The sequence below is a fragment of the Stenotrophomonas maltophilia group sp. Smal13 genome, assembly GCF_030236855.1.
In the GTDB taxonomy this organism is placed as follows: Bacteria; Pseudomonadota; Gammaproteobacteria; order Xanthomonadales; family Xanthomonadaceae; genus Stenotrophomonas; species Stenotrophomonas maltophilia_A.
Genome location: NZ_JASJSQ010000045.1, coordinates 7,962 through 20,412 on the forward strand (window position 1 = coordinate 7,962; position 12,451 = coordinate 20,412).

16 protein-coding genes are annotated in these 12,451 nt (G+C 64.9%); 6 read left to right on the forward strand and 10 right to left on the reverse strand.

Translation table 11 applies throughout. The annotated features are described in order from the left end of the window. Positions 1 to 371: 371 nt before the first annotated feature. The 5 genes from QRO95_RS15185 to QRO95_RS15205 form a co-directional block, all read right to left on the reverse strand. Entirely contained in the window at positions 372 to 788 is a 417-nt protein-coding gene (locus tag QRO95_RS15185; protein WP_285302923.1) for a hypothetical protein, read from the reverse strand. 84 nt (positions 789 to 872) lie between these two features. After that, positions 873 to 1,847, reverse strand: coding sequence for a Dyp-type peroxidase (locus QRO95_RS15190; protein ID WP_285302925.1), 975 nt, complete (start codon positions 1,845 to 1,847; stop codon positions 873 to 875). A gap of 123 nt (positions 1,848 to 1,970) precedes the next feature. Continuing rightward, complete coding sequence (locus tag QRO95_RS15195) at positions 1,971 to 2,339, reverse strand: VOC family protein (protein WP_285302926.1); 369 nt, start codon at positions 2,337 to 2,339, stop codon at positions 1,971 to 1,973. 68 nt (positions 2,340 to 2,407) lie between these two features. Then, complete coding sequence (locus tag QRO95_RS15200; RefSeq protein ID WP_285302927.1) at positions 2,408 to 3,175, reverse strand: helix-turn-helix domain-containing protein; 768 nt, start codon at positions 3,173 to 3,175, stop codon at positions 2,408 to 2,410. Positions 3,176 to 3,298: 123 nt separating this feature from the next. Continuing rightward, positions 3,299 to 3,874 carry an Ax21 family protein gene (locus QRO95_RS15205; protein ID WP_285302928.1) on the reverse strand — a complete coding sequence of 192 codons (576 nt, stop codon included), beginning with the start codon at positions 3,872 to 3,874 and terminating at the stop codon, positions 3,299 to 3,301. Between the two features lie 206 nt (positions 3,875 to 4,080). Here QRO95_RS15205 and QRO95_RS15210 point away from each other — a divergent pair, with 206 nt between their 5' ends. The 5 genes from QRO95_RS15210 (at position 4,081) to QRO95_RS15230 (ending at position 8,396) form a co-directional block, all read left to right on the forward strand. Beyond that, on the forward strand, positions 4,081 to 5,031 hold the full coding sequence (locus QRO95_RS15210) for a DUF2268 domain-containing putative Zn-dependent protease (RefSeq protein ID WP_285302929.1): 951 nt from the start codon (positions 4,081 to 4,083) through the stop codon (positions 5,029 to 5,031). A 212-nt stretch (positions 5,032 to 5,243) separates the two neighbouring features. Next, on the forward strand, positions 5,244 to 5,516 hold the full coding sequence (locus tag QRO95_RS15215; RefSeq protein WP_012509703.1) for a hypothetical protein: 273 nt from the start codon (positions 5,244 to 5,246) through the stop codon (positions 5,514 to 5,516). Positions 5,517 to 5,671: 155 nt separating this feature from the next. Next, on the forward strand, positions 5,672 to 6,358 hold the full coding sequence (locus tag QRO95_RS15220; protein WP_285302930.1) for a hypothetical protein: 687 nt from the start codon (positions 5,672 to 5,674) through the stop codon (positions 6,356 to 6,358). A gap of 425 nt (positions 6,359 to 6,783) precedes the next feature. After that, positions 6,784 to 7,017 carry a helix-turn-helix domain-containing protein gene (locus QRO95_RS15225; RefSeq protein WP_256201487.1) on the forward strand — a complete coding sequence of 78 codons (234 nt, stop codon included), beginning with the start codon at positions 6,784 to 6,786 and terminating at the stop codon, positions 7,015 to 7,017. Continuing rightward, positions 7,014 to 8,396, forward strand: coding sequence for a HipA domain-containing protein (locus QRO95_RS15230; RefSeq protein ID WP_285302931.1), 1,383 nt, complete (start codon positions 7,014 to 7,016; stop codon positions 8,394 to 8,396). Before QRO95_RS15225 ends, QRO95_RS15230 begins: the two co-directional genes overlap by 4 nt. A 36-nt stretch (positions 8,397 to 8,432) precedes the next feature. Here the strand turns inward: QRO95_RS15230 and QRO95_RS15235 are convergent, their stop codons facing one another. Further along, positions 8,433 to 9,098: an Ivy family c-type lysozyme inhibitor gene (locus tag QRO95_RS15235; RefSeq protein ID WP_285302932.1), complete on the reverse strand. Its 666-nt coding sequence runs from the start codon at positions 9,096 to 9,098 to the stop codon at positions 8,433 to 8,435. Positions 9,099 to 9,213: 115 nt separating this feature from the next. Here QRO95_RS15235 and QRO95_RS15240 point away from each other — a divergent pair, with 115 nt between their 5' ends. Then, a complete protein-coding gene (locus tag QRO95_RS15240) occupies positions 9,214 to 9,690 on the forward strand; it encodes a DUF4440 domain-containing protein (RefSeq protein ID WP_132808747.1) in 477 nt (158 codons plus the stop codon). A 145-nt stretch (positions 9,691 to 9,835) separates the two neighbouring features. Here the strand turns inward: QRO95_RS15240 and QRO95_RS15245 are convergent, their stop codons facing one another. The 4 genes from QRO95_RS15245 to QRO95_RS15260 form a co-directional block, all read right to left on the reverse strand. Next, the gene (locus tag QRO95_RS15245; protein WP_005407597.1) at positions 9,836 to 10,861 is read right to left on the reverse strand and encodes an NAD(P)H-dependent glycerol-3-phosphate dehydrogenase; all 1,026 of its coding nucleotides are present in this window, start codon (positions 10,859 to 10,861) and stop codon (positions 9,836 to 9,838) included. A gap of 20 nt (positions 10,862 to 10,881) precedes the next feature. Beyond that, the gene (secB, locus tag QRO95_RS15250) at positions 10,882 to 11,400 is read right to left on the reverse strand and encodes a protein-export chaperone SecB (RefSeq protein WP_005407596.1); all 519 of its coding nucleotides are present in this window, start codon (positions 11,398 to 11,400) and stop codon (positions 10,882 to 10,884) included. A 100-nt stretch (positions 11,401 to 11,500) separates the two neighbouring features. After that, positions 11,501 to 11,938, reverse strand: coding sequence for a rhodanese-like domain-containing protein (locus QRO95_RS15255; protein WP_004134671.1), 438 nt, complete (start codon positions 11,936 to 11,938; stop codon positions 11,501 to 11,503). 57 nt (positions 11,939 to 11,995) lie between these two features. Further along, positions 11,996 to 12,421: a hypothetical protein gene (locus QRO95_RS15260; protein WP_049423133.1), complete on the reverse strand. Its 426-nt coding sequence runs from the start codon at positions 12,419 to 12,421 to the stop codon at positions 11,996 to 11,998. Positions 12,422 to 12,451 lie beyond the last annotated feature (30 nt).

Sequence of the window (12,451 nt, forward strand, 5' to 3'; positions counted from 1 at the left end):
CGCCACGCCATGCGTGGCTTGGGGCTACCGGTAGTCGCCAACCTTGGTTGGCGCACGCCTGCCGACCAAGGTCGGCATCTACCCAACACATCCACGCAGGCCCTGAATCTACTGCACCCGCAAGATCAGTAGCGCCACGCCATGCGTGGCTTGGGGCTACCGGTAGTCGCCAACCTTGGTTGGCGCACGCCTGCCGACCAAGGTCGGCATCTACCCAACACATCCACGCAGGGCCTTAATCTACTGCACCCGCAAGATCAGTAGAGCCACGCCATGCGTGGCCTGGGGCTACCGGTAGTCGCCAACTTGGTTGGCGCACGCCTGCCGACCAAGGTCGGCATCTACCAGGCCCATCCACGCATGGCGTGGATCTACTGGGTAAGCAGCAGGCCCAGCCGCAGCGGCTGGCGCATGTCGGCCGGTGGCGCGGCCTGCACCGGCGCGGACTGCAATGTCGCGCGCAGGTCGGCGTCGATCTGGGCGTCGCCCAGGCTGTCGAATTCGAGTTTCGAAATGCGGCCATCCGCCGCGATCCACACGCTCACCGGCAACGGCGTCGGCGTATCCGGGTGTGCCTGCATCCATTCCAGCACGCGCTGCGCCTGCGGGTCCTGCTCCTGCTGCAGGCGCTGCTGCAGCTGGCCACCCACGGCGGCGGCATAGGCCATCCAGTGTGCGGGAGCCTCCTGCGCGGAAACGCTGGCACTACCAAGTGCGAGCGCACCGAACAGCGCGGCCAACAGCCGCCACCAGCGGCGTGCGCCGGTTGTGTTCCTTGCCATCGCCATCGCCCGCCCCTGCGCTCTCATCCAACGGCTGATGGTCGGCGCGTTGGATGACAGGCAGATGGCGGTCGGCACTGCCCGGCGCGATCAATCGCCCAGATCGGCCAGCACCTTGCGCGAGGGCGCGAAGAAGGTCACGCCGGTGGTGGCGGTGGAGAAGTCGAGGATGCGGTCATGCAGCGGCGCGGGATTGCCGATGAACATGCGCTCGAGCATCTTTTCGATCACCCACAGGCGGCGGGTATAGCCGATGAAGTAGGTGCCGTATTCGCCACGGCCCGGGTTGGCGAACGGCATGTTGTCACGCAGGATCTCGTGCTCGCCGTCGGCGTCCTCGATGGTGCACAGGGTCTTGTGCGATTTCTGTGCATCGGCCGGTGCATCGTCCAGCTCGATGTTGTCGTGCTTGGTGCGGCCGATGATCGCTTCCTGCGCCTCGGTCTTCTGCGCGCGCCAGGCATCAAGATTGTGCAGGTACTTCTGCACCACGACGTAGCTGCCACCGGCATGCTCCGGATCTTCATCGCCCACGATGGTGGCTTCCGGCAACGACAGCCCTTCCGGATTGGCGGTGCCGTCGACGAAGTCGAGCAGGTCACGGCCATCGAAATAACGGAAGCCGGCCACATCATCGACCGTTTCCACCGCATCGCCGAACGCTATCAGCAGGTTGCGCTCGAATGCCACGATCAGGTCCATGGTGCGCGCACGGATGTGGTACAGCAGGTCACCCGGCGTGGACACCGCGGTGTGGGTCGCGCCCTTGATCTCGCGGAACGGCTTCAGTTCACGCGGCGGCGTGGTGCCCACCAACGTCTGCCACACGCGGTGACCAATGGCCACATTGCAGGTGAAGGTGCGCTCGATTTCACGGATGGCAGTGTTCTTGATCAGGTCATCGGTGCTGGCCAGCACCTCGCGTGCCTTGGCGATCGACGCCTCGTCATCCTTCACTTTCAGCACCAGGAACGCCGCCGAATGGGTGAGCGGCGCGGTGATCTGCTGCGGCTCGTTGTCGAGCGTGTGGTTGAGGGCGGTGATCGGTGCGGGCTGGGAGTTCACGGCGGTTCCTGCTGGCTTGAGGCGGGCGCATCGCGTGTGGCGATGTGCTGGCGATCATAGCGGAACCGCCTGACCGGGGACGGAGCGGTTCTCGTTCCGTCCACCGGCGAAGGTACGAAGACCTCAATCCATATCACTCCAGACCGCCAACTCGTAGCCATCCAGATCGCGGAAGTGGAAGCGGCGGCCACCGGGGAAGGCGAATACCGCCTGCACCACCTCGCCACCGGCGGCAATCACGCGCTGCTGGGCGTCGGCAAGGTCCGCGCAGTAGAGAATCACCAGTGGGCCGCCCTGCGCACGTACCGGTGTGTCGGACACGAAGCCGCCTTTCAGGCGGCCGTCGTCGAACTCGGTGTAGGCCGGGCCGTAGTCCGTGAATTTCCAGCCGAATACCTCGCCGTAGAAGCGCTTGCTGCGGGCGATGTCGGCGACGTTGAATTCGATGTTGTCGATGCGGCGCTCGGCATTGCGGGGTGCGGCGTGGCTCATGGCGTAACTCCTGGGTGGGGGCCCCAGCTTCGATCAGCGCGGCACGGCGGTCTTGAACAAAACGGCCATCATCGGCCCCATTCCAGGCGCAGCTGCCGTGCGGTCATGCTGGCAAGCTCGCGCGCCTCACGGCTGAGGTGGGCCTGGTCGGCATAGCCGGCATCAGCGGCCAGCATCGCCAACGAGTGCTGCGGCAGCGCGCGGCTATGGCGAAGAAAGCGCTGCAGGCGCAGGATGCGCTCCAGCGTCTTGGCGCCGTAGCCGAACTGCGACTGGCTGAAACGGCGCAGGCTGCGCGGGCTCAGGTTCAAGCCTGCCGCCAGCTCGTCCAGCGTAGCTTGGCCACGGCCAAGCGCGTGGAACAACACATGAGCCCGTTGCGCCTGCACGTCGAGGGCCGCCGCGCCCATGTGCTGTTGCAGGCACTGCGCCATCCGCTGCAATCGTTGAGCCGGCGCGGTATCGCCAATGGAAGCAGCGGCTGCTGTGGCCCATCCGCCCTTCAGATCGGCCAACGGCACCGCCTGTCCAATGATGCCGGCCAGTGGCAGTCCCAGCGCGGCCAACGCCTGGCCGGGACGAAAGCGCGCACCCAGTACCTGTGCACCGGGTGCCAGTGCCGGATGTGCAGCCACCCGATCCGGGCCGACCACGAACAGCGCGCCGTCGCGCCAGAGGATATCCACGCAGCCATCGGGCAATACGGTGATGTGCCCATCGGCATCGGCAGGGAGCTGGCTCTGCCACAGCTGGCCGAAGTGGCCGCGCAGCGGCGCAGGCGCCAGATGCTCCTGGTAGGCCATGCCAGTACCTGCGAGGGAGGAAGGGTCGCCCATGCCGCATTGTGGCGCCACAGGGCCCATAAAAGTGAAGCCCGGCGCGAGGCCGGGCTTCGGTTGGCGTGTGGGAGAGAGAGAGAGTCACACGCCAGCACAACACGCACTAACGACAGGCGTTTGTTACCAGGTGAAGCGCGGGCCCACGAACCACTCGCGGTCGCCGGCCTTGGCCAGCTTCACTTCGCCACTCAGGCCCCAGTTCTGGTTGAACTTGGCGGTGGCGCCGACGCGGCTGTAGAACTCGCCGTCCGGGTTGTAGCCGTGCTTCTTGCTGAAATCTTCGTAGCCGGCCATCACGTAGCCTTCCACGTACGGGTTGAACGCGGTGCGCACGCCCACTTCGGTGGAGTAGCCGTTGAAGTCCAGGCCGCGCTTCTCGTCGTACTTCTGGTACGCAACACGGGCCACCAGGTCGGTGTTCGGTGCGATGCCGTAGTTGTAGCCGACACCCAGGCGCCACTGGTCGACGTCATTCTTGAACTTGTCGGTTTCCTGGGCGCTGTAGTCGCCAAAGACGTGGAAGTTCGGGTGCACCGCAACGGAACCCTTCACCTTCCAGCCATCGGCGTCGCCGCCCTTGGCATCGGTGTTCACGTAGCCGCCTTCAACGTAGTTGTACGACAGGCCATCGGTTGCCGATGCAGCGAACGGCAGAGCAGCCAGAAGACCCAGGGCAAGCAGCGAATTCTTGTTCATCGGGACACACCTTTAATTATTTTGGTTTCGTCGACCGCCTCCCGGGAGGGGGAGAGAGAGGAGGCGGTCGACAGGTGTGAATTATCCGTTAGGGGGTCTAATCAACCCTGAATATTGAACTGACTGGTGTATAAATAAGGCTGGCGTTCAGGGAACTCCGCATGGCATTGCTGTCGGCCTCTTACGCGCATCACGCTCGATGCTTGATGCGGGCACTGATCCTGATCGCCTCGCCGATCGCGCTGCTGCAGGCACAGGCGGCTGAGCGTGTCGGTCCTGCCGGGCACATCGTCGTACAGACAGACGATGTCACGCGCTTCTTCAAGGTGCTGGACGCCAACCATGGGCGCCCAAGCGCCGATGATCTGCAGCACGGCTATCTGGATGCGGGTACGGATGCCCTGCGCAGCTTCACCGACAGCCGTGTCGGCTCGATGGAGCGGCTGGCCAGGGCCATCCAGGACAAGCCGGCATTGTTTGCGAAAGCGAGAACCTGCGCGGCCGCATTGCCATCGATCCGCACGCGCGTCGCCGCTGCCGTCGATCAGCTCGGCGCCCTGTTGCCATCTGCGCGCTTTCCTCCGGTCACCGTACTGGTGGGCCGCGGCAACAGTGGTGGCGTTACCACCGAAGCAGGTGTGGTCATCGGACTGGAAGCGCTGTGCAATGCCGACTGGATGCAGGCCGATGCAAGCGACCGCTTCGTGCACCTGATCGCCCATGAGTACGTGCACGTGCAACAGCCCGGCGCACGCGTTGATGTCGAGCAGCCCACCCTGCTCTATCAGACGCTGCTGGAAGGCGGCGCCGAATACGTGGCCGAACGGATCTCCGGGCAACCGGCCAACGCGCATCTGCAGCGTTGGGCGCAGGGTCGCGAGTGTGCGCTGGAGCGCGCGTTCCTGCAGGACAGCATGGGTACCGATCTTTCGAGGTGGCTGTACAACGGCCCCGGCGACGATACGCGCCGCGGAGATCTCGGCTACTGGATCGGCTACCGCATTGCCCACGCCTATGTTGCGCGCGCGCCCGACACGCCCAACGCCATCGCCGAACTGCTGGATGTCCAGCCTGGAAACGCTGCAGCGCTGCTGGAAGCAAGTGGATGGCAGCCTGCGTGCGGAGCAGGCGAAAGCACACAGACGCACATGCCGTGATGCCGGCTTCATGCAGGTGAATGGGTGATATTGAACAGGCACAAGGCGATACGCCGGTGCAGATCAGCTCGCTTGATCCCGCTTGTTAAGGTTCGTTGATTTACAGGCCTTCACAGCCCATCCACGTACTCAAATTCCAGCTGAAAGCGCTTGGTAGCGCCGGGAACAAACGCCGCTATATTCCAGCTTCCCCAGACGAAGGAGGGAGTGGAATGAAACTGACCTCGCAACACATGAAGATGGCCCGTGCACTCAGCGTGGCGCTCATCGCCACAGTGAGCCTTGGCGCTTGCGCCTCTTACAAGAACGAGTTTGCAACGATCAACTCGCGTCTCGACCAGCTCGATGTAAAGGTGCAGGGCGCCGCCCAGAGTGCCGAGTCCGCCAACCAGTCGGCGCAGCAGGCCAACCAGCGTCTGGACCAGATCGAAGGTCGCGTGCAGCAGCTTGAAAGGGCACCAGCGGGCCGCAAGCCGCGCGGCTGATCCTCCCTCACCGTTTGAACTGATCCATCTCTGTATCGGGAACCAGTGGCCTTGACCGGCCACTGGCATCCTTCCACCAAGATTGCACTGCAAGGAGCCGTCCCATTCGTACCTCCTCCTCCCCTGCGCGCCGCGCCCTCCATGCCGCACTGGCCATGGCGCTGGCCGTTGCGTGCAGCGGCGTAGCCAACGCCAGGGACAAGGGCGCACCTGCACCCCCGGTCGCCGCAATCGATGAACTGCCCGCTGACCAGAGCGTGTCCGAGACGGTGATCGAACTGGCCGGCTGGGTAGTCGCCAGCAAGGACAACCAGGGTTATCCGTTCGCGATCATGGACAAGGCGGCTGCGCAGGTACTGGTCTTCGGTGGAGACGGCAAGCTGCGCGGTGCCGCACCGGCGCTGTTCGGTTCGGCCATCGGCGATCACTCCGCACCCGGCGTTGCCAAGCTCGCGCTGAGTGCGATTCCAGGCCATGACCGCACTACCCCGGCGGGCCGTTTCATTGGTGGCTACGGCCCCTCCGACGATGCCGGTCGCGTGCTGTGGGTGGACTACGATTCCGCCGTTTCGATGCACCCGCTGCCGCCAGGCACTCCGAAAGAGAAGCGCGCCGAACGGCTGGCATCACCTTCGCCGGACGACAACCGCGTTACGCACGGCTGCATCAACGTCACGCCTGCGTTCTACGAGCAGATCGTGCAATCCACGTTCGAGAAGGGCGGCGTGTTCTACATCCTTCCGGACAAGGATTCGATCGCGAAGACGTTCCCGGAGTTCGCGCAGAGCCGGGGCGATGCAAAGGACGAAGACGAGAAAGGCGCGCGGCGCGCGAGCAAGTAACAGACGCTTTGCCTGCGGCCTGTTGACGATGCGAGCCTGCGCTGCAGGTAGAGGTTCCCGGGTGCGCTCCTGGCAGGCCCCACCTGGACCCCACTCATCGCGGACGTCCCCCCTCGTGGCGCTGCCCATATGGACCGGATGAGGCATCGCTCTCTCACGGCGTCAAAGAATCCTTGAGTTCATGAGGATTTTTGGAGGCTGGACGCCTTTGCAGATAAATCCTTATTTCAATGAGGATTTTCTTGCATCCAGCTCTTTTGCGAAAAAATCCTCAAGATCGAAAGGATTCTAAGGAATCCAGGGTTTTGCGCGAAGAATCCTCACTGCAGTGAGGATTCTATGGTATAGACGATGGGTCGAATCCAGAGCGTCAGGCTCTGCTGGGGGAGTTCCCATTGAAGATCAGGCTTGAGAAGGCTGAGGCCTTGGGACCACTGGTGAGAGCCGCCCGCAAGCATCAGGGACTGCGCCAGGATGCAACCGCCGAAGGCATCGGGGTCAGCGAGAATTTCCTGGCCAAGGTCGAACGCGGCGGTACCACGGTGCAATGGGGCAAGTTGTTCACCGTGCTTGACGAGCTGGGGCTGCATGTCGAAATCGACGTGCCGGACGAAGCGATGGCCCTGCTGGCCAAACGTGCCAACGGGAAGGTGCCATGAGCGCCCCCCGTATCGATCTCAAGGACGTCATTACAACGACCGTCCTGTCTGGACTGCACTATCCGCTTCCACCACGCGAACTGCAGGTCAGCATCGACGAAGCGCCGGTGGGCCGCCTGACCGAAGCAGCAAACCTGTGGCGCTTCACCTATGCGCCGGAGTGGCTCGGCAGCGCACATCGGTTTCCACTGGCGCCTGCGTTGCCACTGCAAGACACCGCCATCCTCGATGGCTCCAGCCAACGCCCCGTGCAGTGGTACTTCGACAATCTGCTGCCGGAAGAGCAGCAACGCACGCTGATGGCAACCGATGCCAGGGTGGATGGCGCGGACGCGTTCGCATTGCTGGCCGCCTATGGCGCGGAATCGGCAGGCTCGTTGACGCTGCTGCCTCCAGGCCAGCGCCTGCCACCCGGCGGCAGAAAACCACTGCCCGATGCGGAACTCTCCACGCGTATCCAAGGCCTGCCACGCACGTCGCTTGCGGCGGGTGCCGCCAAGCGCATGTCACTGGCAGGTGCCCAGCACAAGCTGGCAATCATCGAGACAGGGGGAGAACTCTACCAACCTCTGGGCGCCGAGCCCTCGACCCACATCCTCAAGCCTGACAGCACCAGCAGCAGTTATCCCCACAGCGTGGCCAACGAGTGGTTCGTGATGCGCCTTGCACAGCGCATGGGGCTGCAGGTGCCGAAGATCGAGCGCCGCTACGTACCGGAGCCGGTCTTCATCATCGAGCGCTTTGATCGCGAAATCACCGCCGATGCCATCCATCGCCGTCATGCCATCGACGCCTGCCAGCTGCTCAACCTCGACCGGCAGTTCAAGTACACGCTCGGCAGCATCGACACCCTGAAGGTCATCATCGAGCAATGCAGAAGCAAGCTCAAGACGCGCGTCCGCCTGTTCGACTGGTTGATCTTCAATGTACTCACCGGCAACAACGATGCGCACCTGAAGAACCTGAGCTTCCTGGTCGACAGCAGGGGCATCGAACTGGCCCCCCACTACGACCTGCTGTCCACCGCATATTACGAGACCCGCGCGTATGCCGACGAGGGCGCACGTTGGCCAGAACGCTCGGAACTGTCGTGGCCCATTCTCGGTGTCGCGCGCTTCCACGACCTTCGTTTCGAGCATCTGGTTTCTGCCGGTGAAGCGCTGGGCCTGGGAAGGCCGGCTGCCACCCGGCAGCTGCGCCATCAGATCGACCGCATCACGAGCGAAGCCCAGGCGCTTTACGCGCTGGTGCTGCAGGAAAACCAGCAATGGTCGACACTTTTCGACATCGGCCCAACCCTGGAAGGCGAAGTGCATTTCCTGAGAACACTGGTCCACGTGATCATCGCCGACATGGTGAGGCAGCTTTCACCGGCATGATGCGGCCGCCGGAACATCATCCGGCGTCACCACCGATTACTCGCAGGACTCGCCTTCTTCCTTCAGCATCGCTTTGTCCACCGGCTGCTCGCGCTCGATCAGCGCGCGCTGCTCGTCGCTGGGTTCACCCAGCCACCAGATTCTGCAGCGCGCGGTAAGGCGGCCGACCATCTTCGACTGATCGGGCGAGTACAGCATCGCCAATGCGGTGCCGGGGCAGTCGTGGGCCTGGCAGGCGGTGTAGAACCACCATGGCTCGCCCTGCAGCACCACCAGCTCGCCGGGCCCGCTGGGCCCGCTCAACAGGCGTTCGCGCAGCGACGGAATCTCCTTGTCAGCAGATTCGGCCGCGGCTGTGTTCTTCATCAGGGCGTTGAACGCGGCCAGCACCTTCGGGTCCTTGCGGCCGCAGTCGTCCACGGTGTTACCGCCCACCAGGGTGAAGAAATGCGTCGCCAGCGGGTTGTCCGCACAGGTGAGTTCTCCGCCGGTGCTCGGGTCTTCCGGTTCGCCTTCGTTGTCCCACACCGAAGGGTCTACGCCGTCTTCGATGGACGGCGCCTGCTCGACCACCGTTGCCGTGGCCGCAGGTGCTTCGGTGGTTGGTGCCGGTGCGGTCGGTGCTGCATCCGGCGCTGGTGCCTGTCCGCAGGCGGCCAGCAGTGCGACCGTCAGTGCCATCCCTGTGATTCGAATCTTCATTCCTTGTCCTTGTCTGATCTGCGGTGCATGCCGCCGCGCGGGCGCCTGCGTGATTCTAACCAGCAGCGCGCTAGGATGCGTTCGCACGTTCCCGTCATCGCCTGGAGCCGGACGCATGGCCCGCACACGACTCGCCGTGATCTTCTGCAGTGCCCTGCTGCTGGCATCGCCGGCCATCGCCCACGATGCTGAAGGCGCGAAACCTGCACAGCCTCTTCCTGATGCGGCCCTGCCCGCGCCGCTGGACCGCGTGCTGCGCGACTACGAGCAGGCGTGGCGCACGGGCGATGCCAGGGCGCTGGCTGCGCTGTTCGCCGAGAATGGTTTTGTGCTGCAGAGCAACCAGCTACCGGTGCGCGGGCGCAGCGCGATCGAAGCCGCGTATGCCGGCCAGGGCGGCAGCCCGTTGCGGCTGCGTGCGTTGGCGTACGCGGTGGAGGGGAACGTCGGCTACATCATCGGTGCCTACACCTACGGCAACAACGTGGGGGACACCGGCAAGTTCACGCTGACGCTGAAGCGCGTGGGCGACGGGCCGTGGTTGATCTTCTCGGACATGGACAACGGCAACGCACCGCCGCGGGCGCGGTGATGGATTCCGCCGGGCATGGCCCGGCGCTACCGGGCGCCAACCAAGGTTGGCTGCTACCAGAAGCGGATTCCGGAGTAGATCCACGCCATGCGTGGATGGGCCACACACATAAAAAAACCCCGGCACGTAGCCGGGGTTTTTCGATTCACTTGAACAGCGTGTCCGGATACTCCGGTTTCTGTTCCCGCGCCAGCAGCGCGCGCAGGCCTTCCTCAGGCGTCTGCTCGCCGTGCAGCACGGCACGCACGCGGTCCGAGATCGGCAGGTCGATCCCATGACGGCGTGCCTGTCGCATCACTTCGTCGGCGGTCTGCACCGACTCGACCACCTGGCCGATTTCGCGCACGGCATCCTGCAGCGTCTGGCCACGGCCCAGGGCCAGGCCCAGGCGGCGGTTGCGCGACAGGTCGCCGGTGCAGGTCAGCACCAGATCGCCCAGGCCCGCCAGGCCCATCAGCGTTTCCGGCTTGGCGCCGATCGCCGCGGCCAGGCGCAGCATCTCGTTGAGGCCACGGGTGATCAGGCCGGCACGGGCGTTGAGGCCCAGCTGCATGCCGTCGGCCACACCGGTAGCCACGGCCAGCACGTTCTTCATCGCGCCGCCCAGCTCGGCACCGACCATGTCGTCGCCGGTGTAGGCGCGGAACGCCGGGCCATGCATCGCCTCGGCCACCGTCTGCGCGAACTCGGGCACGTCGCCGTGCACGGTGATCGCGGTCGGCAGGCCCTGGGTCACTTCCTTGGCGAACGACGGACCGGTGACGACGGCCAGCGGCACGTCCTCACCCAGCACTTCGCGCGCCACTTCATGCAGGAAGCGGCCCGAACCAGGTTCGAAGCCCTTGGTGGCCCAGGCCACGCCGGCACCGGCCGGACGCAGCGGCGCCAGCGCACGCACGGTTTCACCGAAGGCATGCGACGGGGTGACCACCAGGATCCAGGCGGCGCCCTCCACTGCCGACGCCAGGTCGGTGGTGGCACGCAGGCTGTCCGGCAGCGGGATGCCCGGCAGGTAGCGCGGGTTCTCGTGGCGCTGGTCGATGGCCTCGACCACGGCAGCGTCGCGCCCCCACAGCACGGTCGGGTGACCGTGCCGTGCGAGCAGGCTGGCCAGCGCGGTTCCCCAGGAACCGGCGCCAAGCACGGCGATCTTGTCAGCGGTAGTGCTCATCCGTGACGTCGCGGCAGGAATCAGGCGTTGCCAGCCGGCTCGGAGTCAGCCAGCGACGGTGCGTCGCCCTGCTCCTGGCGCTGGCGCAGGGTTTCTGCGTACAGGCCTTCGAAGTTGATCGGCTGCAGGAAGAACGGCGGGAAGCCGCCGGCCTGGATCAGGTCGCTGATCAGCTGGCGCACGTACGGGAACAGGATGTTCGGGCACTGGGTGCCGAGCAGCACGTCGATCGACTGCGGGTCCAGGCCGACCAGGCCGAACACGCCGGCCTGCTTCACTTCGGCCACGTAGGCGGTGCGCTCACCGGCCTGGCAGGTCAGGGTCACGGCCAGCACCACTTCGAAGGCGTTCTCGCCCAGGCGCTGCACCTGCTGGTTCAGGTTGAGCTGCAGTTCCGGCTGCACCTGGTCATTGAAGATGGTCGGAGCGTTCGGCGACTCGAAGGAGACGTCCTTGACGTAGATCTTCTCGACGGTGAAAGCAGGGCCGGTAGCGGCATCGACCGGCGCAGCGGCGCCGTTGGTGATCTCTTCGGACATTTCCAGTAACTCCAGGTGAATGCAATGAAAACGATGGTCGAACTACTGCGATGGGGGCGGGATCAGGCCCATACAAGGCCGGATCCGCCACCTGCGGCAATCAGTTGCGGCCCTTGACCAGCGGCAGCTCGGCCTGCTGCCAGGCGGGAATGCCGCCGTCGAGCACGTAGACCTTTTCGAAGCCGGCCTTCTTCAGCGCCTTGGCGGCGGTTTCCGAGGCGTTGCCGCTGCGGCACACCAGCACCACCGGCGACTGCTTGGCGTTGGCCACCAGCTTGTTGTCCGGGCCGAAGGCACTGGCCTGGGCATTGCGGCTGCCGGCAATGTGGCCCTTCTCGAAGTCACCGCTGGCCGACAGGTCGACCACCACCGTGCCACCCGCGTTGATCAGCTGGGTCAGTTCGGCGGGCTTGATGCCCTTGAAGCCCCGGAACAGGCGGCGGATCTCGGTGACGATGATGGCCACGGTCAGGCCGACCAGGGCCGCGGACAGCATCGGGTTTCGGCCTGCAAAGGCCAGCAACTCTTCGTAATTCACTCAGGTCACGGGTCGATTAAGCGGGCGCCGATTGTCGCACAAGCCGGACGCGGCCCGTCACTGCCCCTTCCACAGGTCCGGCAGGCCGGCGGTCTGCCACCAGCGCTTGGCCTCGGCATCCCAGCGCCAGCGCTCAACCACCACCACGGTGCGTTCGGCCTGGGTGTTCTGGTTGATCACCCCGATTTCGACCCGGCGCTCGACCAGGCCCCCGTCCAGCGCGGCGCTGCTGCGCTCGCGGTAGGACGACACGCGCAGCTGCGCGTAGCGGTTGAGCTCGAACTCGGTGGGCGGCTTTTCCTTGCGCAGCTTGGGGTCCAGATAGCCGATGGCATCGTCCATGCTGCCCCAGCGGATGGTGGCGCCGTAGGCGATCTGGGTCTCTTCCAGCAGCTTGCGCTGCTTGCGGCTCAGGTCGTCTGCCGAAGCCACGGCGCTGGCCAGCAGCAGGGAACACATCAGGAACTGGATGAGGCGGCGCATCGGTGGTTTCCCCAGAACGTCAGCCTGCCA

Bases quoted from the DNA above. Each gene is read 5' to 3' on its own strand.
- QRO95_RS15230 (WP_285302931.1), top strand. From the start codon at position 7,014: ATGAGCGCCCCCCGTATCGATCTCAAGGACGTCATTACAACGACCGTC.
- QRO95_RS15185 (WP_285302923.1), bottom strand. From the start codon at position 788: ATGGCGATGGCAAGGAACACAACCGGCGCACGCCGCTGGTGGCGGCTG.
- QRO95_RS15245 (WP_005407597.1), bottom strand. From the start codon at position 10,861: ATGAGCACTACCGCTGACAAGATCGCCGTGCTTGGCGCCGGTTCCTGG.
- QRO95_RS15210 (WP_285302929.1), top strand. From the start codon at position 4,081: ATGCGGGCACTGATCCTGATCGCCTCGCCGATCGCGCTGCTGCAGGCA.
- QRO95_RS15240 (WP_132808747.1), top strand. From the start codon at position 9,214: ATGGCCCGCACACGACTCGCCGTGATCTTCTGCAGTGCCCTGCTGCTG.
- QRO95_RS15200 (WP_285302927.1), bottom strand. From the start codon at position 3,175: ATGGGCGACCCTTCCTCCCTCGCAGGTACTGGCATGGCCTACCAGGAG.
- QRO95_RS15195 (WP_285302926.1), bottom strand. From the start codon at position 2,339: ATGAGCCACGCCGCACCCCGCAATGCCGAGCGCCGCATCGACAACATC.
- QRO95_RS15215 (WP_012509703.1), top strand. From the start codon at position 5,244: ATGAAACTGACCTCGCAACACATGAAGATGGCCCGTGCACTCAGCGTG.
- QRO95_RS15205 (WP_285302928.1), bottom strand. From the start codon at position 3,874: ATGAACAAGAATTCGCTGCTTGCCCTGGGTCTTCTGGCTGCTCTGCCG.
- secB (WP_005407596.1), bottom strand. From the start codon at position 11,400: ATGTCCGAAGAGATCACCAACGGCGCCGCTGCGCCGGTCGATGCCGCT.
- QRO95_RS15220 (WP_285302930.1), top strand. From the start codon at position 5,672: ATGGCGCTGGCCGTTGCGTGCAGCGGCGTAGCCAACGCCAGGGACAAG.
- QRO95_RS15235 (WP_285302932.1), bottom strand. From the start codon at position 9,098: ATGAAGATTCGAATCACAGGGATGGCACTGACGGTCGCACTGCTGGCC.
- QRO95_RS15260 (WP_049423133.1), bottom strand. From the start codon at position 12,421: ATGCGCCGCCTCATCCAGTTCCTGATGTGTTCCCTGCTGCTGGCCAGC.